The organism is Polaromonas sp. 39-63-25, assembly GCF_002278925.1.
GTDB lineage: Bacteria > Pseudomonadota > Gammaproteobacteria > Burkholderiales > Burkholderiaceae_C > Polaromonas.
In genome coordinates this window covers 1-20463 of sequence record NZ_NCJH01000014.1, presented here as the reverse complement: position 1 = coordinate 20463, position 20463 = coordinate 1, and the positions used below count along the sequence as shown (strand labels likewise).

Here is a 20463-nt window from a genome sequence, read left to right as displayed (position 1 = left end):
TCCTTAGCCCGTGATGAAGGACGGCCACACCGGGAACTGCAGCTTCAGCGCCAGCACAAAGGCGATGTAACTGCCGGCGGCCAGCACCGTAGCGAGGATGAGGGTGGTCTTGAATTTCCAGCCGGCTTCCGCCATGCTGGCAATAAAGGTCAGGGCGTAAATCGCCACAATCAAGCCGAAGGCAGGAAACTTGATGCTGGGCAGGCCCGCCAGCAGGAGGCCGAACACAACGTTGGCGGCAATGACGAAAATCAGCGGTTTCCACGCCCATTTGCCGATCTTGTCGCAACACCAGCGCCGTAAAGGTGATGGCCGCACCGATGATGGCCAGAAGCACGCCCAGCATCAGGGGAAAATAGCCCGGCCCCATGCGCGCACCTGTGCCGACGCTGTAGGTCGTTGCCCCCCAGGCAAACGCCACACCGACACCCATGAACATGAGACCGGCAAAGAAGTCTTTTTGACTCTTGATATTCACGGTGAGTCTCCTTTGTCTGTAAAGAATGAATCGCTGGATTGTGCATGCAATAACCCCTGACAGGAATGTGGCTTTCACTTAGGCGAAGGAAGGCACATTCAGCCCTGTCCCGGCCGGGACAGGGTTCAGGACAAGGTTCAGGACATCGGCGGCGTCGTGGAAAGGATTTCCTCAATGGTGGTCAGGCCCTCCGCCACCTTGAGCGCGCCCGCCAGCCGCAGCGGCCGCATGCCGTCGGCCACGGCCTGGCGCCGCAACGCGTCGATGCTGGGCTCTTTGGTGACCTTGTCCTTGAAGGCTTCGGTCACCGTCAGCAATTCATACAGACCCATGCGGCCCAGGAAACCGGTCATGCGGCAATCGACACAGCCGGCCGGCTTGTAAGGCTGGTAAGCGCCGTTGATCTGCCAGGGCTTGACGATTTCGGTCAGCGTTTCGCGCGAACTGCCTTCGTCTTTCTCGCGGCACTGCGAGCACAGCGTGCGCACCAGGCGCTGCGCCAGCACACCCAGCAAGGTGGCATTGATCAAATAGGAAGGCACACCGAGCTCCATCAGGCGCGACACCGCCGAAGGCGCGTCGTTGGTGTGCAGGGTGCTGAAAACCAGATGCCCGGTCAGCGCGGCCTGCACCGCCATTTCCGCGGTCTGCAGGTCGCGGATCTCGCCGACCATGATGATGTCCGGGTCCTGCCGCATCAGCGCGCGCAGGCCTTCGGGGAAATCGAAGTCGAGGTGCGCCTGCACCTGGGTCTGGTTGAAGGCCGGCTCGATCATCTCGATCGGATCCTCGATCGTGCTGACGTTGACCTCTTCGGTGGCGATGCGTTTGAGCGTCGAGTACAGCGTGGTGGTTTTGCCCGAGCCGGTCGGCCCCGTCACCAGCACGATGCCATAGGGCCGCTTGACAAGCTGTTCCCAGCGCGTGGCGTCATGCTGGGAAAACCCCAGTGCATCGAGGTCCTTGACGGTGGTGTCGGGGTCGAAAATCCGCATCACCATTTTTTCGCCAAAGGCCGTCGGCAAGGTGGACAGCCGCATTTCGATTTCGTCGCCGCGCGGGTTGCGGGTCTTGATGCGGCCGTCCTGCGGGCGGCGCTTCTCGACCACGTCCATGCGGCCCAGCAGCTTGATGCGTGCCGTCATGGCGTTGTGCACCCCCATGGGCAACTGGTAGACCGGGTGCAGCACGCCATCGATGCGAAAGCGGATCACACCCTGGTCACGCCGCGGCTCGAGGTGGATGTCGCTGGCGCGCTGGTCAAAGGCGTACTGCCAGAGCCAGTCCACCACCTGCACCACGCCCTGGTCGTTGGCGTCGAGCTGCTTGTTGGTTTTGCCCAGCTCCACCAGCTGTTCGAAACTGGCGGCGCCGGCGTTGCCGCCGGCCTTCATCGCCGCCTTCACCGATTTGGCCAGCGCGAAAAACTCGGCGGTGTAGCGGGCAATCTCCAGCGGGTTGGCCACCACCAGGCGCACGCTGCGCTTGGCCTGGCGCTCGACCTCGGAGACCCAATCGGTGACGAAGGGCTCGGCGGTCGCCACCACCACCTCTGTCGGAGTGACCTGCACCGGCAGCACCTTGTGGCGTTCGGCATACAGGGCCGACATGGTGTCGGCCACCTTGCCGACGTCGACTTTCAGCGGGTCGATACGCAGATAGCCCAGGCCGGCCCGGCCGGCCAGCCACTGGGAAATGGTTTCGATGTCCAGCGGCTTGCCGTCGGCCACGCGGGTCATGCTGACGCTGGCCAGCCGGATCAGCGGGTGCTGCGCGCTCTGGACCTGCGAGCAGCGCGCAATGGTGCGTTGCGCCTCGGCCGCCGAGATCACCCCGTCGTCACTGAGCCATTCCACGAGCCGGCGCCAGTCCAGCGGCCCGGCAGGGGCGGCGGACCGGGGGGTGGATTCAGGGGGGTGTTTGGGAGGCACGGCAGCTCGCATGCAGGCACTTTAACTGATCACCCCTCCGAGACGGAAAACTTCTCGGGGAACTCTCAAAAAACGGGTTTGAACAGCCTCAGCCACTTTTTGGCGGGCAGGCCAAAGCGGGACTCGATCACCTCGGCCCTTTGCGAAAGCTCCTCCCGCTCGGGCCGGGTCGGCTCACGTTGCGCCGCCACGACGGTGTTGCCCTCACGCGTCGGCTTGAAGGCCCAGACGGATTCGGGGCCAAAGGCTTCGGCGATTTTTTCCAGCGAGCTGATGTAGCTGGAGTCGCGCCCGAACAGGTTGACCGTCATGACACCGTCCTCACTGAGCAGCTCACGGCAATCCGCGTAGAAGTCCGCGCTGTCGAGCACCGGCGCCGCCGCTTCATGGTCGTACAGGTCCACCTGCAGCGCGTCCACCGTGCCGCGGTGCTCCGCCTTGCGGATTTCCTGCGCGGCGTCGGCCACGATGACCTTCAGGCGCAGGTCATCGGCGGGCAGCTTGAACCACAGCCGGCAGGCGGCCAGCACCTGCGGGTTGAGCTCGATGGCCGTGGTCTTCATCTTCAGCTTTTTGTAGCAGAACTTGGTCAGCGCTGCCGACCCCAGGCCCAGCTGCATCGCGTGGCGCGCGGCCACCGTGCCCGGCTCGGCGAACAGCAGCCAGACCATCATGCGCTGGACATACTCCAGCTCGATGTCGAAAGGTTTGTCCAGCAGCATGGACCCCTGCACCCACTCCGTGCCCAGATGCAGGTAGCGGACGTCGCCGTAATCGGAGAAATTCACCTCGGGCAGTTCTGCCTGGGGAAGCGGGTTGCTGGTTTCTTTGCGGGCCATCGGTTCAATCTGGATACTGGCGCTGAACGCGGCCGGGCTTGTCGGCCCGCCCGGAACAGGGTGACTGTTCAACGGCCAGCGTCAAAGGCTCAAAGTGTACCCACCGGCCGCAAGTGCCCGCAACCACAGGGAAGGGCATGGCGCTGGCACGCCATCTTCCGGGAAAAATTTGACCGCGCCGGACAACTTTTCCATAATGCGGCGCATCCAGGGAAAGGAAAACCGGTGTCCACAAAAATTCTGCTCAGTTTTGCCATGGCCAACCACGGGGCCAATTTCGCCAACTGGCTGCGTGACCGCTTGATGAAACAGTACAACCTGTACCAGGTGGACGCGGTGTACATGGACTCCGTGGTGGCCCGGTCCGGTGCGACGCGCCATGCCAAAACATTTGCGCAGAACGACATCGCGCCTGACGGCGTGGCGAGTGTGTCGCTCGACATGCGGCCGCACATGCGCTCCCCCACAGGCGCGCGGCCCATAGGCGCAATGAAATCCGACTGGAACAGGATGTACAAGATCGCCATGATGGAGGCGCAAGTCATGCTTTTTGTGTACACGGACGAATACCGGGACAGTCCGTGGTGCATGAAGGAATGGGGGCAGTTCCACATGGAGAACGGGCGGCGGCGACTTCGCCGGCAGGCCACGCTGCGCGGCGTGTTTCTGGCGTTCAACCCTGCCGTCAACCTGGTCGGCATTCATGAGCCCCACGTCACGCGCATCAACGTTGCAAAGACAGATGGCATGCAGCGCGGACTGGCCTGGGATCGCGGCGACTTCGTTCTCAACGAATCCGACTATCGCCAGACGGTCAACGCCATCGGGCCGATTGGATAAATCCACCCACTGCCGCCTGGCACGGCGGCGCATGCCGGACGCTAGTGCAGTGTTGCATGCTTGATGGAACAAATAAAAGCGATGGATGTTGGGTCAGGGCAAGGCGCAAACCACAGCGATACCCTAGGTATCGCGCGGATTTGCAACGCAGCCATGGCACAAAAGACGCGCTTTTATGTTCCAGATAGCGTGCAACGCTGCGCTAGATCACACCATGCCGTGCTTTTCGAAGACTTCGCGCCAGGCCGCCAGCTTGCGCTCGAACGACCAGGACGCGTTCGCCGGGCTGGTGGACGGTAACTTGTAGACAGGCAAGCCCAGCAGCGCGGTGTGGCGCGCGTGTTTGAAACTCTCGCCCCCATTGTGAGCAATGGCTTCCAGCGCCGGGCACTGGACCAGCATTGCTGCGAAATCGTTGACCACCGGCTGGCGGATGCGGCTGTCCAGGCTGCCCTCGCGTTCGCAGGAGGCATACACGTCCCAGACGCCCAGTTGCCTGTCCAATAGCCATTTGCTACGATTTTGATAGCTGTCTCCGCCCGATGATATTGGGCTGGATGGCCAAATGGCCTGCAAAATTTTCCAGAAATGGTTTTGCGGGTGGCCGTAGTACTGCTGCGCCGCCAGCGAGGCCACGCCGGGGAAACTGCCGAGGATGAGCACGCGGGTCCGGCTGCTGACCAGCGGCGCCAGACCGGTCAGCATGCGGACAGGGCCTGCAGCCCGGGCAGCGCCGCGCCGGCGTTGGCGGTGGTCGCCAGCGCCAGGGCGTCGACCGTCATGCCACGCAGTTCAGCCACCACGGCGGCAATGCGCGGCAACTCGGCCGGCTCGTTGCGCCCCTGGGCCCGGCCCTCGCCGCGCTGTTGCGCCGTGGCGTACAGCCAGTGCGGCGGAATGTCCGGCGAGTCGGTTTCCAGCACCAGCGCCTCCAGCGGCAATTCGGCCGCCAGGCGCCTGAGCTGCCGCGCCGGCTCGAAGGTGACGGCCCCGCCAAAACCGAGCTTGAGGCCCAGCTTGAGGAATTCATCGGCCTGTTGCCGGCTGCCATTGAAAGCATGGGCTATTCCGCGCCAGCCGTCCTGCGGCGCGAGTTCGCGCAGGTGCTTGAGCAGTTTGTCGGCGGAGCGGCGCACATGCAGGATCACCGGCAGGCCGTGTTTGCGTGCCAGCAGCAGTTGCTCGCGGTAGAAAAACTCCTGGCGCTCGCGCAAGGGGCTTTGTGTCAGGGCCGGGACAAAATAGTCGAGCCCGATTTCGCCCACAGCAACCAGCCGGTCGTCGGCTTTTCGCAGGGTGAGTTCGGCATCGAGCAAGGCCAGGTCGCCATCTGTTGCCTGGCCGACAAACAGCGGGTGAATGCCGAGCGCATAACTGTCCCCAAAAGCGTGCGCCAGTGTGCGTACGGCCGCAAAGTCAAACACCCCGACCGCCGGCAAAACGCAACGCACCACGCCGGCGTCCGCCGCCCGCTCCCGCACGGCGACACGGTCGCTGTCGAAGTCTTGGGCATCGAGGTGGCAATGAGTATCTATCCAGCGGGGCATGACCCGATGATGCCTGAACACCGGCCAGCAGCGATGACCCCACGGATGCCTGAAGAATGTGCAGGGTTGGGGCAGACGTGATACCGTGCATTCGTCAGTCCGGAAATCCCCGGAAAACCCTTTTCACAGGTGACACGGATGCGCAGGCCAGCCCTCTACAGCAGCTCCAGCAGCCCCCCTCCGGCGGAGGCGCACGAGCAGCAGGCGCAAGCCGGGCCAGCCGCTGAATCTGCCCCGGCAACACGTTTTTTCTCGCTGTCCAGTCCCCGCCTTCTTTGGGCTGCCCTGGCCGTGATGGCCCTGTTACTGGTCCTCAGCCTCTCGCTGGCGCTGCGGCCGCAGCCGCGCAGGTTGACGCAGGCCGACATCCATGCGGCCGTCCTGAAAACGCTGGAAACCGCCCAGTTGCCCTCGGCCGTCGCCAAAGCCTACGACACCATTCGTCCCTCGGTGGTGCGCGTCACCGGTTACGGCAAAAGCAGGAACGGCAAGGAAGACGAGGAATACGGCGTCGGCACCGGCGTGGTGATTGTGGACAAAGGCATCATCCTGACCAACCTGCATGTGGTGCAGGGCGCGCAGACCATCAAGGTGGTGTTTTCCGACGGGCTGGAGTCCATCGCCCACATCACCGGCGCCCAGCCCGAAAACGACCTGGCGGTGCTGCAGGCCCACAAGATCCCCGACGACATGATTGCGGCCACCATGCGCTCCACCGGCGACCTGGCGCCCGGCGACCATGTCCTGGCCGTCGGCTACCCCTTCGGCATCGGGCCGTCGGCCTCGGCTGGCGTGATCTCCGGACTCAAGCGCACCTTCCGCTCGCCTGAAGGCAAACAGGAAATGAGCAACCTGATCCAGTTCGACGCGGCCGCCAACCCCGGCAACTCCGGTGGCCCGCTGGTCACCATGGACGGCGAGGTGGTCGGCATCGTCACCGCCATCCTCAACCCCAACCAGCAGCGCAGCTTTGTCGGCATTGCCTTTGCCGTGCCGATTGAAAACGCTGCTTCCGCCGTCGGCCTGCCCCCTTTCTGAAGGATCTCCCCATGCAAACACCCGCCACTTCGCAGGCCCCTCACACCGCGCAACTGATGGAGCAGATCCTCTACGAGGTCAAACGGGTGGTCGTCGGGCAGGACCGTTTTCTCGAACGTGTGATGGTGGCCATCCTGGCGCAGGGCCACCTGCTGGTCGAAGGTGTGCCGGGCCTGGCCAAAACCCTGACCGTCAAGACGCTGGCCAACACGATTCAGGGCAACTTCAAGCGCATCCAGTTCACACCCGACCTGGTGCCGGCCGACCTGGTCGGCACCCGCATCTACAACCAGAAAACCGGTGACTTCAGCACCTCGCTGGGGCCGGTGTTCACCAACCTGCTGCTGGCCGACGAGATCAACCGGGCGCCGGCCAAGGTCCAAAGCGCCCTGCTGGAAGTCATGCAGGAGCGGCAGGTCACGATTGCGGGCGAAACGCACCGCGTGCCCGAGCCCTTTCTGGTGATGGCCACGCAAAACCCGATCGAGACCGAAGGCACCTACCCGCTGCCCGAGGCGCAGGTGGACCGCTTCATGATGAAGGTGCTGGTGGACTACCCGACTGACGAGGAGGAATTCGTGATTGTCGAGCGCGTGATCGGGCCGGCCGTGGCCGTCTCCAGCGTCGCCACCACCGCGCAGCTGGCCGAACTGCAGCGCGAATGTCGGCGGGTCTATGTGGACCCTTCGCTGATCCAGTACGCCGTGCGCCTGGTCTCCGCCACCCGCACGCCGGAAAAAAGCGGCCTGAAAGACCTGGCCCGATTCATCACCTTCGGCGCCAGCCCGCGCGCCACCATCAACCTGACCGAAGGCGCGCGCGCCCTGGCCATGTTGCGCGGACGCAGCTATGTCCTGCCCGAAGACATGACGGACCTGGTGCCGGATGTGCTGCGGCACCGGCTGGTGCTGTCCTACGAAGCGCTGTCCGAAGGCCTGAGTCCGGACACCGTAATCGCCAGAATCATGGCCAAAGTCCCGGCACCTGCGCGGCCACTGGAACATGAAAAACTGGTTGCTTAAATCCGTTCGGGCTGAGCCTGTCGAAGCCCCCGTCCAGGCTGTGGTGGCCCGGGTGCAGGCTGGCAGCGCCGAGCATGTGCTGCGCCGTCTCGAATGGACCGTGCTGCGCCGGCTCGACGGCCTGCTGCAGGGCGACTACCGCACCTTGATGCGCGGCACCGGCATGGACCTGGCCGACCTGCGCGAGTACCAGCACCATGACGACGTGCGCCACATCGACTGGAACGTGACAGCGCGCCTGCAGTCGCCGCATGTGCGTGTGTTCACCGAGGACCGCGAAATGGCCAGCTGGTTCCTGCTGGACCTGAGCCCCTCGGTCGATTTTGGTTCGGGCGACCAGCGCAAAAGCCAGGTCTCCGCCGAGTTTGTGGCGGTGCTGGCCCGCGTGCTGACACGCCACGGCAACCGCGTGGGCGCCATGCTGTACGGCGCCGGTGTAGACACCGTTCTGCCGCCGCGCGGCGGGCGCGCGCATGTGCTGCAGTTGCTGCACACGCTGCAGACCCGTCCCGCCACCACCGGCACAGTCACCACCCGCCTCGACGAACTCTTGAGCTCGGCCGCCCAGTTGCTGCGCCGGCGCTCCACGGTGTTTGTGGTGTCCGACTTCATCAGCGAACCCGGCTGGGAAAAAGCGCTGGCGCAGCTGGCGCAGCGCCACGAGGTGGTGGCGGTGCGCCTGCTGGACCCGCTGGAACTCGAACTGCCCGACCTCGGCCTGATCCCGATACGCGATGCGGAAACCGGCGAGCAGCTGCTGGTCGACACCCACGACGCAGGCTTTCGCCAGCGTTTTGCCCGCATTGCCGCGCAGCGTGAAGCCGACTTGCGCCAGGCGCTGGCGCAGGCCGGCGTGGACACGCTGGAGTTGTCCACCGACGGCGACCTGGTCGACGCCATCATGCGTTTCACCGAGCTGCGCAAGCGCCGCGGCCAGGTCTCGGGTGCCGCCGGCCGAGGTGGCCGCGGCAAGCTGCCCGGCCACCTGAAGGTGGCGGCGTGAGCCCCAAGGAGATGCTCCCATGACCTTTCTCTGGCCCCAGTTTTTGTGGCTGATGCTGGCCCTTCCCCTGCTGGTGGTGGTCTATGTGTGGCTGCTGCGCCGCAAAAAGAAAATGGCGCTGCGTTATGCCAGCCTGTCCATCGTGCGCGAAGCCATGGGCACGGGGCAGAGCGTGCGCCGTCACATCCCGCCGCTGCTGTTTCTGCTGGCCATCGCCGCCATGCTGCTGGCTGCAGCGCGGCCGTTTGCCGTCGTCACCCTGCCGTTGCAGCAGGAAACCATCATCCTGGCGATGGACGTGTCGGGCAGCATGCGCGCCACCGACGTGTTGCCGAACCGCCTGGTCGCCTCGCAAAACGCCGCCAAGGCCTTTCTGGCCGAGCTGCCGCGCAGCGTGCGGGTCGGCATTGTCGCGTTTGCAGGCACTGCCTCGGTGGTGCAGTCGCCCACCCTGAGCCGCGAAGACCTGGTCGCAGCCATCGACAAGTTCCAGCTGCAACGCGCCACGGCCATCGGCAACGCCATCGTCGTTTCGCTGGCCGAGCTGTTTCCCGATGCAGGCATCGACCTGGCGTCGCTGACCTACGGCCGCAACCGCAACAGCGGCATCGCGATTGACCAGGCGCCGAAAGAGCCGAAGAAGGAGTTCACACCGGTAGCACCGGGCTCCTACACCTCGGCGGCCATCATCCTGCTGACCGACGGCCAGCGCACCACAGGGGTGGACTCCCTGGAAGCCGCCAAGATGGCGGCCGACCGTGGCGTGCGCATCTACACCGTGGGCGTGGGCACGGTCGACGGCGAGACCATCGGTTTTGAAGGCTGGTCCATGCGCGTCAGGCTCGACGAGGAAACCCTCAAGGCCATTGCCAACAAGACCCAGGCCGAATACTTCTATGCCGGCACGGCGGCGGACCTGAAGAAGGTCTACGAAACCTTGAGTTCGCGCCTGACCGTGGTGAAAAAGGAAACCGAAATTTCGGGCTTGCTGGCGCTGGTGGCTTCGGTGCTGGCACTGCTGTCGGCTTCGTTGTCCTTGCTTTGGTTCAACCGGATTCTTTGAAGCAGCCACGCCGGCATCACCCTCCGCCTCGGGTTCCCTTCTGACAGTAGGACCAACTCCCCACTCCCACCCCTATCCCCTGCCCTCGCCCCGCTGGGCGATGGAGGGGGACTTCATTTGGCCGCGTGTGCTGCACCCGAGTGCAAACATGACGGCCCCGTGCGCCCGACCTGATGCGCTGCGCGCGTCAGGCCTCCCCGGACCCGATCCCGAACCCGCATTTGTTCCCCACCCGTCGGGCTGGGCCGAGGAGCACTGGCAAAAGCGGATCAGGGCTGGCGTTGTTTGAGCGAAGCGAGTTTAGCCAGACCCCGCTTTTACCGAGCACCGCAGGTTGCCCGCAGCGAAGCGAAGGGATCCAGACCATCGGGTCGCCTTTTTTCTTTGCTTACTTTCTTTTTGGCGACGCAAAAAGAAAGTGAGTTGCCGCCGGGCAACCCCCGGCTTGCTGGAAGACCCCCAACCGCGCAAGCTTGCGCAGGCTTCGACACGCTCAGCCCGAACGGAGTCAGAGGAACGCCCGCATGGATCCCGGCTCAAGTCCGGGATGACAAGCCACAGAAAACATTTGCTATAAATTCAATAGCTGTCTACGCCCTATCAATAAGGGCTGCGACCCTGAATCGCTTTTAAAAATACGTTTGCCGACACCACAGGCGGCAAGCGCCTACTGCACATGACATTCCCGCCGCAGCAGCGCCACAGCGTCATTGAGCGCGTGAACCGCATCGCTTTGCAGCGTGGGCTGCGCCTCCTGCACAAACTCTTCCCACAAGCTGGTGTAGGCCTCCTGGTGTTGCGCCGGGGCGTGATCCACGATGTACTGGTGGGCCAGTGCGGGATGGAAACCTGATTTCCAGATCTTGCGCACCAGGGTCGCGGCGCCTTTTTCGGTCAGCATCGTTTTGGGCGTGGCGCCGGCGGCGACGCACAGCAACAAGGTCAGCAGAGAACCATCATCGCTGTTGCCGCCGGTGACCTTGTTCCAGGCCGCCGACGCCTGGCGGTCGTGGTGGTCGACTTCGGCCAAAGCGTCTTCGACCCAGAAATACCGGCCCATGAACGCTGGGCTGCGGTCAAACAGCTGGCGCACCGGCAGGGCGCGGTCGAGGATTTTCGGCACGTCGGTCATCACGGACTGGCGCACGAGCTCCACCACGCCATGAAGATGGGCAGGCAGTTTTTTGGGCAAGGCGACAGGCAACGCCGCCGGGGCAGCCCCATGTTTTTTGCGCAGGGCAACGATCATCTTCTCGAACGCGATCCAGTCGGGCATCTCGATGCGGCCCACTGCCAGCGCCAGCAAGGCGGTGCGGATCACGGCCTCGGCGTCCTTGCCGGCCTCGTCAAGCTCGTCGGCGTCCATGCCCAGTTCGCCGGCCAGCCACAAGGCCGCGTCCACCACCTGCGCCACCTGGCTGCGCCGGGCGAGTTCGGCCTGGTAGTCGGCCAGGCTGCGCAGCGACCATTTGGCCAGCAGCGGAATGTGTTCGTCGCGGAAGCCGCCGCGTTCGTTCATGCCGAAGTGGCTGTTCTGCGGCATGGCGATCAGCGCCTTGAGCATGTCAGAGCCGCCCTTGGAGCGCGACAGCAGGGAAAAATCACGCAGCGACTCGGCCGCCTGCTTCAAGTCGCCGCCGCAGCTGCTTTCCAGGTAAATGCTGATCAGGTTGACCATGCGGTCGCGGGCCTTTTCAAGCTCCGGGCGCAAAAACTCGTTGCCGAAATAACGCGCGATCTGCACCATGCCCTTGGGGCCCTCGATACGCATGGCCTCGATTTTTTCCGGACCAAGGATGCCGTGTTGCACGCCATGCTGCAGCGCCTTTTCGAAAAAAGGTCGGGCATCGTACAGCGAGACGGCGGAAGGCGTGGACACGGTGTTTGCTTCGGTCAGGAGATGATGGGGTTCAGATCGCCGATTCCTCGTCGGACTCGCGCGCCGTCGGTGTGGCCTTGCCACGGTCGGTGTCGCCGGTCTCGACCTTGCCGTCGTCCTCGGCGTCTTCCTCGTCTTCATCCTCGGAAGCGGCCGCCTGGTGAGCACTGACCTTGGCGCGCAGCACCATCAGCATCTCGATGAACAGGTCCGGCAGTTCGTAACGCAGAATCCAGGCGAGTTCCATCCAGTCATGGTCGGCGATTTCATCCTGCTGGACACGCGGTTTCTCGTAGGCCGAGGCCAGCAGGGCCGCCTGGGACAGCATCTTGCCGTACTCGTCCGCCGCCTCGAAGCTGCCGCTGCGGGCAAAACCCTCGACCCGGCTCCATTGGTCGGAAAAATAGTCGGCGAGGGCCTCGCTGCCGCCGTCCAGGTCGCCAATCGCATTGAGAAAGTCCAGCGGGTCGGCGTCGTCCCGGAAGATGACTGCGTTGACCATGCCGCGCAGATGGGTGCGGGTCAGGTCCTTGTAGAGCTTTTCGATCACCACGGCGCGGGCGAACTGCGCGGGCGACACCAGCAGGCTGACCACCGACTCCTTCGAATGGTCGTATTCGCGGATGACGGCCAGGATGTCCTTGGGCGGCAGTTGCTCCAGCACCACCATCAGCGCGGCATCCCCTTCGGTGTCGGCCAGCGTGACCAGGGCCGACTCGGCGCCCACGATGTCGCCGGCCGCAATCAGGCTTTGGGTTTTTTCTATCAGGGCGAGGTGCTGGGTCATCAGGGTTTCACTTTCCGGGTCATGTGGCTGGCATCAGTCTTTCTGGTCGAAGCCCTGCTGGACCAGCCAGTCGGCACCGGCTTCCTGGCGTGCGCGGGCATCACTACCCTGCCCGCCCTCGCCATCGTCGGCAAAAATCACCAGCTCGTCATCGCCGCCCTGGTCGCTGTCTTCGTCATCTTCTTCGTCGCCGCCCAGGGCGAGCCCCGCCGCGGCTACCGGCAGGCCGGCCATGTATTCCAGACCCGCCGTCAGTGTCATAAACCGGTCGCCGCCCGGCGACTCCAGAACGATCTGCGCCAGATCCTGTGCCCAGGGCGCCAGCTCACAGCTGCCCGCCAGGCTGCTCCAGGCCGGAAAAACATCGGCGTCATGGGTGAGCAGGTGATCCATGACGACCCGCCCGGTGAAGTCAAACCCCTGGTGAAACACCACCGCCACCATCTCGGGGCTGAGTTCCATCATCTGGAGCAGAAAGGCGAGCTCCTGGCGTTTGCCGGCCAGCCGCTGGTGCAGCACGTCGCGCCCCTCGGAGTCGAAGCGCAGGTCATCCATCTCGGACTGGTAGGCCGAACGCAGGTCGAGGAAATAGGGGGAGATGCTCATGCCACCGGGTTTTTCATTGTTCAGTTCCATGGGTCAGCGGAGCTCAGAGGTGAGCAGCGGGTTGAAATAGTTTTGCCAGATATCGGTCGCGGTGGCCAGCGGGCTGTCGAGCAGGTTGCGGCGCCGGTTGTCGTCGTAGGCCTGGCGTTTGTCCGCGTCCGACAGCACTTCGTACGCTTCCTGCACCGACCGAAAACGCGCCGGCGCCTGCGGATCGGGATTTTTGTCGGGGTGCCAGAACGACGCCTTCTGGCGAAAGGCTTTCTTGACGTCGGCCAGCGTGGCAGCGCTGTCCAGCCCGAGGGCGGTGTAGTGATCGGTCATGCGCAGGTGGCGTTGTCCTGGGCCGCGGGCAAGGCACTGCCACGGCATGTTGAAGGGCTCACCGGCAGGAAAAAGCGCAGGCGCGGGCGACGAGGGGACCCAAGATTATGCACGTCCGGCCCTTTCCAGGGCGCGAGGCCGGTTAATGCCCTTGCGCCGGACTGGCCGCCCATTTCGACAGGCGCCCCGACACCAGCCTGAAACGCCGGCCACAACGCGCGGCCAGTGTTTCGTCGTGCGTCACCATCACAAAGGCGGTGCCGTGCTCGCGGGCGAGTTGCAGCATCAGCTCGAACACGCCGTCGGCGGTGGTCCGGTCCAGGTTGCCGGTGGGTTCGTCAGCCAGCACGCAGGCCGGCCGCGTGACCAGCGCACGCGCAATCGCCACACGCTGGCGCTCGCCGCCCGAGAGTTCGGCCGGACGGTGGTGGATGCGGTCTTTCAGGCCCACGCTGGCCAGCATGGCGGTGGCGATTTGCGCCGCTTTTTCGCGGTCCTCGCGCCGTATCCACAGCGGCATGGCCACGTTGTCGAGCGCGCTGAACTCGGGCAGCAGGTGGTGGAACTGGTAAACAAACCCCAGGTGCCGGTTGCGCAGCTCGCCCTGTTCGGCCGCCGACAGCGAGGACATCAGTTGCCCCTTGAGCTCGACACTGCCGCTGGTGGGCGCGTCCAGCCCACCCATCAGGTGCAGCAAGGTGCTTTTGCCGGAACCCGAGGCGCCGACAATCGCCAGCGTTTCGCCGGCCATCACCCGCAGGTCCACGCCGTGCAGCACGGTCAGGTCGATAGGCCCTTCGTGAAAACGTTTGGTCAGGCCCTGGGCTTTAAGAACAACATCACTCATATCTCAGGGCCTCTGCGGGATTGACTCTGCTGGCGCGCCAGCTCGGATAGATGGTGGCCAGAAACGCCAGCACCAGCGCAATCACCGCGATCGGCATGATGTCGGCGTATTGCGGGTCGCTGGGCATGCGGCTGATCAGGTAGATGTCTTTCGGCAGGAAGCTGGCGTTGAGCAGGCGCTCCAGCGCCGGCACGAGCACGTCGATGTTGAGCGCGATGCCCAGGCCCAGCAGCAGGCCGGAGAGCGTGCCGATCACGCCGACCATCGCGCCCTGCACCATGAAGATGCCCATGATGCTTTTCGGGCTGGCGCCCAGGGTGCGCAGGATGGCGATGTCGGCGCGTTTGTCGGTCACCGTCATCACCAGCGTGCTGACCAGGTTGAAGGCGGCCACGGCCACGATCAGCGTCAGGATGATGAACATCATGCGTTTTTCCAGCTGCACCGCGGCAAACCAGGTCTTGTTCTGGCGCGTCCAGTCGCGGATCAACAAATCGCCGCTGAGGCTGCGTGACAACTCGGCCGCCACTTCGCGCGCCTGGTGCAGGTCCCTGAGCTTGATGCGTATGCCGGTCGGGCCTTCGAGTCGGAAAATTTTCGCGGCGTCGTCCTGGTGCAGCATGACCAGCGCCGAGTCGTACTCAAAGTGGCCGGAGTCAAACGCTCCCACCACCGTCATCTGTTTCAGGCGCGGCACCACACCGGCCGGGGTCACCTGGCCACTGGGCGCAATCAGCGTCACCTGGTCGCCCTCACGCACGCCGAGCGAACGCGCCAGTTCGATGCCCAGCACCACACCGAACTCGCCGGACACCAGCTTGGGCAAGGCCGTGTCCTTCAGGTCGACGGCCAGGTCGGTGACCTGCCCTTCGAGCGCCGGGTCGATGCCGCGCACGATCGCGCCCTTCATGTCCTCGCCGCGGGCCAGCAAGGCCTGCGCGGCAATAAAGCTGGCGGCACCAATGACCTGCGGGTTCTGCCGGATCTCGGCCAGGGTTTTCTGCACATCGGGCAGGGCGGCGCCATTGGGCGCAAACACCTCGATGTGCGAGATCACGCCCAGCATGCGGTCGCGCACCTCTTTCTGGAAACCGTTCATCACACTGAGCACGATGATCAGCGCCGCCACGCCCAGCGCAATGCCCAGCATGGAGACGCCCGAGATGAAGGAAATAAACCCGTTGCGCCGCGTGGCGCGGCCGGCGCGCGTGTAACGCCAGCCCAGAATCAGTTCGTAGGGGATTTGCATGGGGCGATTGTGGCATCTGCTCGCGCCATCCCGGACAATAAGGGGATGCCCGCCTCCCTCCCCCCGCCCCAACACCACTGGGTGCTGCCGTTTGCCGCCTGCGCCTCTGACGACTGGCTGCCTGCCGTCCAGGCCATGCCTCCCGCCGGCTGGCGCCACCTCGGCAAGTTGCTGCAGGGCATGAAGCTGGTCCACACCGACAGCGGCGATGTGCGTTCGCTGACGCCGCCGCACGAGCGTGTACTGGCCCGGGGGCTGGGCCTGCAGGCACCCGACGGCCTGATTCCCTGGGCCGCCTGGCAGCATCTGCAGAGCGGCGGCGTGTCCGCGGCCCGGGCCTGGGCGTTCATCACGCCCTGCCACTGGGCCATGGGCCGCGACCACGCCACGATGACCGACCCGGCCTTGCTGGACCTGCCGGAGGCCGAGTCGCGCACGCTGCTGGCGGCCATGCAGCCCTATTTCGAGACCTATGGCATCACGCTGCACTACGCGGCGCCGACACGCTGGCTGGCCGAAGGCGAGCTGTTTCGCGACCTGCCCAGCGCCTCGCTGGACCGCGTGCTGGGCCGCCATGTGGACACCTGGCTGCCCGGCGGCGTTCCCGGCCGGGCCATGAGGTTGTTGCAGAACGAAATGCAGATGCTGCTTTACACCCATGCGGTCAACGATGCGCGTGCGGCAAGAAGGCAACTGGCCGTCAACTCCATCTGGATCAGCGGTAGCGGTGCCTTGCCTGACACCTTCCCTGCCAGGGTGCCGCCCGACACCACGGTCTCACGCAGCCTGGCACACGCCGTTTTCAGCGACGACTGGGCCGCCTACACACGAGCATGGACGGCCCTCGATGCCGGCGAAGGCGCGCGGCTGCTCGCCTTGCAGCAAGGCGGCGCGACCGTCCGGCTGAGCCTGTGCGGTGAGCGCAACGCCTTGACCTTTGAAACCACCTCCACCGGAATTTTCTCCCGAATGAAAAGTCTTTTTGGCCAGCAGCCCTTTCCAGCTCTGCTTGAGCAGCTATGAAAATAATAGTACGCGAAGCACCGCCACGCAGCGTGTGGGCGCTGCAGCAGGCCGGCGTCCACCCCTTGCTGGCGCAGTTGTACGCCGCGCGCGGGGTGCGCACCGCCGATGAACTCGACGACGGCCTGGCCCGGCTGCTGCCTCCGTCGGCCATGAAAGGCACGACGGAGGCGGCCGTGCTGCTGGCCGACGCCATCGCCGCGAACAAGAAGATATGCGTGGTGGCCGACTACGACTGCGACGGCGCCACCGCCTGCGCCGTCGCGCTGCGCGGCCTGCGCCTGCTGGGCGCGACCCAGGTCGGCTACATCGTGCCGGACCGCGTGGTCGACGGTTACGGGCTGACCGCGACGATTGCCGAGCGCGTCAAGGCCACCGGCGCTGACCTTCTCGTCACGGTGGACAACGGCATCGCCAGCATCGAGGGCGTGGCGCGCGCGCGTGAACTGGGCATGCAGGTACTCGTGACCGATCACCACCTGCCAGCGCTCCGGGACGGCGCCATCGTGCTGCCCGACGCCGACGTGATCGTGAACCCGAACCAGCCCGGCTGCACGTTCGAGAGCAAGGCCATGGCCGGTGTCGGCGTGATGTTTTATGTGTTGCTGGCCCTGCGCGCCGAATTACGCAAGCGCGGCGTGTTTGATGCCGGCAACCAGCCCAAGCTGGATACCCTGCTGCCGTTGGTGGCACTCGGCACCGTCGCCGACGTCGTCCGGCTCGACGCCAACAACCGCCGCCTGGTGGCGCAAGGCCTCAAGCGCATACGCAGCGGCGCCCTGCCGGCCGGCCTGGCGGCGCTGTTCACCGCCGCCGGTCGCGTCGCGGCGGTGGCGACCAGTTTCGACTTTGGTTTTGCGGTCGGCCCGCGCATCAACGCCGCCGGCCGGCTCAGCGACATGACGCTGGGCATCGAGTGCCTGCTGACCGACGATGCGGGCCGCGCCGACGAACTGGCAAAAACGCTGGACGGCATCAACCGCGAGCGGCGCGACATCGAGGCCGGCATGCGCGAGCAGGCCCAGTTGGCCGCCGATGCAATGATCGACGAAGATGCTCACGGGGAATATGGGCCGCCGCCGGCCATCGCCATCTTCGACCCGGACTTCCACGAAGGTGTGGTCGGCATCGTCGCCTCGCGCATCAAGGACAAGCTGCACCGCCCGACCTTTGTGTTTGCCGCCAGCCAGGCGCCGGGCAAGGAACACGAGCTCAAGGGTTCGGGCCGCTCGATTGCGGGCTTTCATCTGCGCGATGCGCTGGACCTGGTGGCCAAGCGCCACCCCGGCGTGTTGCTGCGTTTCGGCGGCCATGCGATGGCGGCCGGCTGCACGATTGCCGAGGAACACTTCGAGGTGTTCGAGCAGGCGCTGCAACTGGTGGCGCACGAGTGGCTGGACGCCGCCACCTTGCTGCGCCGCATCGACACCGACGGTCCGCTGGCGCCCGAGTACCGGCGCGCCGACCTGGTGGACACGCTACATAAAGAGGTCTGGGGCCAGGGTTTTGCGGCACCGACTTTCAGCGAGGAAGTCGAGGTCATCTCGCAGCGGCTGGTCGGCGAAAAACACCTGTCGCTCAAGCTCAAGCACCAGGGCCAGCCGGTGGACGGCATCTGGTTCGGCCACACCGAGTCGCTGCCGGCGCGCGTCAAACTCGCCTTCCGGCTCGATGCCGACGAATGGCAGGGCATCAAACGTGTGCGTTTTCTGGTGGAGGCGGCGGAGATTTGAATGATTTTGGCCTCCAGCCCAACAGGGACGGGAGCAAGCAGCTATTGATTTGGTAGCATAGTGACGCCGGCAAAGCCTGCCACCACCCCGGCCACCCCGGAAACGAGCATCAGCCCCATGAACGACCCCCTCGCCTTGTACCCCGCCCTGGCCGAAGTCGTGCCCACGCTGGCCGAGCTGGGGCCCGACGCCGGCCCGCTCAGCGTGCCGGCAGGCACCGTGCTGTTTGACGAACACGCGCCCTGCCAGGGCTTTCCGCTGGTGCTCAGCGGCGAGGTCAAGGTCTCGCGCCATTCCGGCGACGGGCGCTCGCTGGAGCTCTACCGCGTGGTCCCCGGCGAGTTGTGCCTGGTCTCCAGCGCCTGCCTGTTTCGCAGCCAGCCGCTGTCGGCCCAGGGCGTGACCACCCGGCCCACCACCCTGCTGCTGATTGCCCCGCCGGTGTTCGCCCGCTGGCTGGAAACCCCGGTTTTCCGCAACGAGGTGCTGGGCCTGTTTGCCGAACGCATGGCCGACCTCACCGGGCTGATCGATGCCATCGCCTTCCAGCGGCTGGACCAGCGGCTGGCGGCCGCGCTGCTGGGCCGCGGCCAGGACCTGGCGCTAACGCACCAGACGCTCGCCGACGAACTCGGCACCGTGCGTGAAATCGTCTCGCGCCTGTTGCGCCGCTTTGAGCGTGAAGGCTGGGTCGAACTCGCACGCGAGCACATTCACATCCGCGACAGCGCCGCATTACGCGCCATGGCCGCGGACCTGCCCGCCTGAGCCCCGGGGCGGCCCGCAAGGCTGCTGCGTGACCCAGGTCACTGACCCGGGCCGTGCCAGGGCGCCTAATGCGGTCATCAGTCCTTCCCCTTTTTCAAAGGAGCTCACCATGAAATCCAACGTCGGCGGCATCGACCGCATCCTTCGCATCGTTATCGGCCTGGTCCTGATAGCGCTGGCCGCCACCGGCACGGTCGGCCTGTGGGGCTGGATAGGCGTCGTTCCGCTGGCCACCGGTGCCATCGGCTGGTGCCCGCCTTACGCCCTGTTCGGCTGGAACACCTGTTCCATGAAAAACAAGGCCTGACGCGCCGAAGTTGAACTGGGGCCGCGGCCGGGGCGCTGTAGCCCTTGTCTGACGGCCGCAGGCAGGGGCAGCCTACAGCCGGAGGCCGCCGCCGCGTTCATGATCTGGGACAGAAGGTGTACATCCCGGTGCACCCGGAAAACTCCCAGAGGAACCACATGAACACCATCATTTACATCGTCGGCCTGATCGTCATCATCGGCTTCATCCTGTCTTACTTCGGCTTTCGCTGAAACCGCACCGGCGCAGAAAACGCTATTGAATTCGCTATCGAATCGATAGCTGCTTGCGCCCGTCCCTCAATGGCTGAGGGCATAAAAGACCTGAAAATTCAGTGCAGCAGGGTGTATTCCCCGCCGCGTGCGATGGCCCGCTTGTAAGCCGGCCGCGCGTGAATGCGCTTCAGGAAAGCCATCAGCTTCGGACGGCTGGCATCCAGCCCGCCGCGCGCCGCCGCCGCCTCCAGCACAAAACTCAGCTGGATATCCGCACCGCTGAACGCTTCACCTGCAAACCAGGTGCTCTTTCCCAGCTCCCCCTCGAGGTAGTCCAGGTGCTGTGTGATCTGCGGCTCGATGAAAGCCGCCTTGGTTTTGGCGCTGATCGCCTTGGCGATCGGTTTGGCAAAAAACGGCATGGGCGTGGTTTCTATCTTGTCGAACACCAGCTTGAGCAGCAACGGCGACATGGCCGAACCTTCGGCGTAATGCAGCCAGTAGGTGTAGCGCAGGCGCGCCGGTGTTCCCGCTGGCGGAGAGAATTTTCCGTCGCCATAACGCTCGATCAGGTAATCAATGATGGCGCCGGACTCGGCCAAGGTCAGTTCACCGTCGGTGATGACCGGCGACTTGCCCAGCGGATGCACAGCACGCAAGGTCGCGGGTGCCAGCATGGTCTTGGGGTCACGCTCGTAGCGCTGGATCTCGTAGTCAACGCCCAGTTCTTCCAGCAGCCAGAGGATGCGTTGCGAGCGGGAGTGGTTGAGGTGATGCACAGTGATCATGGGGAAAATCCGGTAAGGTTCAGGAGGTGTTGCCATGGTAGGCCATGGCAGCGTACACAACGCCGGCAGGGCATAAAGGAAGCGCTGAACAAGTCCCCTGCGGCGCGCGATCAGCCGGGCTCGGGCGGCCTGCTGCGTTGAATTTCTTGCCAATAGCCAGCTATTGGCTGCGAAAT

General features: G+C 64.8%; 20 protein-coding genes and 1 pseudogene. 9 read left to right on the top strand and 12 right to left on the bottom strand.

Going from position 1 to position 20463, the window contains the following annotated elements; all coding sequences use genetic code 11:
- Window positions 1-3: 3 nt before the first annotated feature.
- The 3 genes and pseudogenes from B7X65_RS16510 to B7X65_RS16500 form a co-directional block, all read right to left on the bottom strand.
- Window positions 4-478: pseudogene (locus B7X65_RS16510) on the bottom strand (tripartite tricarboxylate transporter TctB family protein).
- A 137-nt stretch (window positions 479-615) separates the two neighbouring features.
- Window positions 616-2421 carry a type II/IV secretion system protein gene (locus B7X65_RS16505; RefSeq protein WP_293595393.1) on the bottom strand — a complete coding sequence of 602 codons (1806 nt, stop codon included), beginning with the start codon at window positions 2419-2421 and terminating at the stop codon, window positions 616-618.
- A gap of 53 nt (window positions 2422-2474) precedes the next feature.
- Window positions 2475-3248, bottom strand: a complete 774-nt coding sequence (locus B7X65_RS16500) for a spermidine synthase (protein ID WP_293595392.1) — start codon at window positions 3246-3248, stop codon at window positions 2475-2477.
- A 225-nt stretch (window positions 3249-3473) separates the two neighbouring features.
- On the opposite strand from B7X65_RS16500, the gene B7X65_RS16495 reads away from it, so the two are divergent.
- The gene (locus B7X65_RS16495) at window positions 3474-4088 is read left to right on the top strand and encodes a hypothetical protein (protein ID WP_293595391.1); all 615 of its coding nucleotides are present in this window, start codon (window positions 3474-3476) and stop codon (window positions 4086-4088) included.
- Window positions 4089-4295: 207 nt separating this feature from the next.
- Here the strand turns inward: B7X65_RS16495 and B7X65_RS16490 are convergent, their stop codons facing one another.
- Both B7X65_RS16490 and B7X65_RS16485 read right to left on the bottom strand, forming a co-directional pair.
- Window positions 4296-4793 carry a DNA-deoxyinosine glycosylase gene (locus tag B7X65_RS16490; RefSeq protein ID WP_293595390.1) on the bottom strand — a complete coding sequence of 166 codons (498 nt, stop codon included), beginning with the start codon at window positions 4791-4793 and terminating at the stop codon, window positions 4296-4298.
- Complete coding sequence (locus tag B7X65_RS16485; RefSeq protein ID WP_293595389.1) at window positions 4787-5635, bottom strand: TatD family hydrolase; 849 nt, start codon at window positions 5633-5635, stop codon at window positions 4787-4789. Before B7X65_RS16485 ends, B7X65_RS16490 begins: the two co-directional genes overlap by 7 nt.
- Window positions 5636-5773: 138 nt before the next feature.
- Between B7X65_RS16485 and B7X65_RS16480 the strand changes: the two genes are divergently transcribed.
- The 4 genes from B7X65_RS16480 to B7X65_RS16465 are packed head-to-tail and all read left to right on the top strand — an operon-like array spanning window position 5774 to window position 9761.
- Complete coding sequence (locus B7X65_RS16480) at window positions 5774-6673, top strand: trypsin-like peptidase domain-containing protein (RefSeq protein ID WP_293595388.1); 900 nt, start codon at window positions 5774-5776, stop codon at window positions 6671-6673.
- 11 nt (window positions 6674-6684) lie between these two features.
- On the top strand, window positions 6685-7695 hold the full coding sequence (locus B7X65_RS16475) for a MoxR family ATPase (RefSeq protein ID WP_293595387.1): 1011 nt from the start codon (window positions 6685-6687) through the stop codon (window positions 7693-7695).
- Window positions 7676-8698 (top strand): DUF58 domain-containing protein, encoded by a 1023-nt coding sequence (locus B7X65_RS16470; RefSeq protein ID WP_293595386.1) that lies wholly within the window; start codon window positions 7676-7678, stop codon window positions 8696-8698. Before B7X65_RS16475 ends, B7X65_RS16470 begins: the two co-directional genes overlap by 20 nt.
- Before the next feature lie 19 nt (window positions 8699-8717).
- The gene (locus B7X65_RS16465; protein WP_293595385.1) at window positions 8718-9761 is read left to right on the top strand and encodes a VWA domain-containing protein; all 1044 of its coding nucleotides are present in this window, start codon (window positions 8718-8720) and stop codon (window positions 9759-9761) included.
- 667 nt (window positions 9762-10428) lie between these two features.
- Here the strand turns inward: B7X65_RS16465 and B7X65_RS16460 are convergent.
- The 6 genes from B7X65_RS16460 to B7X65_RS16435 form a co-directional block, all read right to left on the bottom strand.
- A complete protein-coding gene (locus B7X65_RS16460; RefSeq protein ID WP_324487510.1) occupies window positions 10429-11640 on the bottom strand; it encodes a hypothetical protein in 1212 nt (403 codons plus the stop codon).
- A gap of 31 nt (window positions 11641-11671) precedes the next feature.
- Window positions 11672-12427 (bottom strand): hypothetical protein, encoded by a 756-nt coding sequence (locus tag B7X65_RS16455; RefSeq protein WP_293595384.1) that lies wholly within the window; start codon window positions 12425-12427, stop codon window positions 11672-11674.
- A gap of 33 nt (window positions 12428-12460) precedes the next feature.
- Entirely contained in the window at window positions 12461-13063 is a 603-nt protein-coding gene (locus tag B7X65_RS16450; protein ID WP_324487508.1) for a hypothetical protein, read from the bottom strand.
- Window positions 13064-13066: 3 nt separating this feature from the next.
- On the bottom strand, window positions 13067-13357 hold the full coding sequence (locus B7X65_RS16445; RefSeq protein ID WP_293595383.1) for a DnaJ domain-containing protein: 291 nt from the start codon (window positions 13355-13357) through the stop codon (window positions 13067-13069).
- 142 nt (window positions 13358-13499) lie between these two features.
- Complete coding sequence (lolD, locus tag B7X65_RS16440; RefSeq protein ID WP_293595382.1) at window positions 13500-14204, bottom strand: lipoprotein-releasing ABC transporter ATP-binding protein LolD; 705 nt, start codon at window positions 14202-14204, stop codon at window positions 13500-13502.
- A complete protein-coding gene (locus B7X65_RS16435; protein ID WP_293595381.1) occupies window positions 14197-15453 on the bottom strand; it encodes a lipoprotein-releasing ABC transporter permease subunit in 1257 nt (418 codons plus the stop codon). Before B7X65_RS16435 ends, lolD begins: the two co-directional genes overlap by 8 nt.
- A 45-nt stretch (window positions 15454-15498) precedes the next feature.
- Between B7X65_RS16435 and B7X65_RS16430 the strand changes: the two genes are divergently transcribed.
- The 4 genes from B7X65_RS16430 (at window position 15499) to B7X65_RS16415 (ending at window position 19284) form a co-directional block, all read left to right on the top strand.
- The gene (locus tag B7X65_RS16430) at window positions 15499-16476 is read left to right on the top strand and encodes a hypothetical protein (RefSeq protein WP_293595380.1); all 978 of its coding nucleotides are present in this window, start codon (window positions 15499-15501) and stop codon (window positions 16474-16476) included.
- Window positions 16473-18209 carry a single-stranded-DNA-specific exonuclease RecJ gene (gene recJ, locus B7X65_RS16425; protein ID WP_293595379.1) on the top strand — a complete coding sequence of 579 codons (1737 nt, stop codon included), beginning with the start codon at window positions 16473-16475 and terminating at the stop codon, window positions 18207-18209. Before B7X65_RS16430 ends, recJ begins: the two co-directional genes overlap by 4 nt.
- A 117-nt stretch (window positions 18210-18326) precedes the next feature.
- Window positions 18327-18977, top strand: a complete 651-nt coding sequence (locus tag B7X65_RS16420) for a Crp/Fnr family transcriptional regulator (protein ID WP_293595378.1) — start codon at window positions 18327-18329, stop codon at window positions 18975-18977.
- Window positions 18978-19086: 109 nt separating this feature from the next.
- Window positions 19087-19284 carry a DUF2892 domain-containing protein gene (locus tag B7X65_RS16415; protein ID WP_293595377.1) on the top strand — a complete coding sequence of 66 codons (198 nt, stop codon included), beginning with the start codon at window positions 19087-19089 and terminating at the stop codon, window positions 19282-19284.
- Between the two features lie 331 nt (window positions 19285-19615).
- Here B7X65_RS16415 and B7X65_RS16410 read toward each other — a convergent pair whose 3' ends face one another.
- The gene (locus tag B7X65_RS16410) at window positions 19616-20287 is read right to left on the bottom strand and encodes a glutathione S-transferase (protein ID WP_293595376.1); all 672 of its coding nucleotides are present in this window, start codon (window positions 20285-20287) and stop codon (window positions 19616-19618) included.
- Between the last annotated feature and the right edge of the window lie 176 nt (window positions 20288-20463).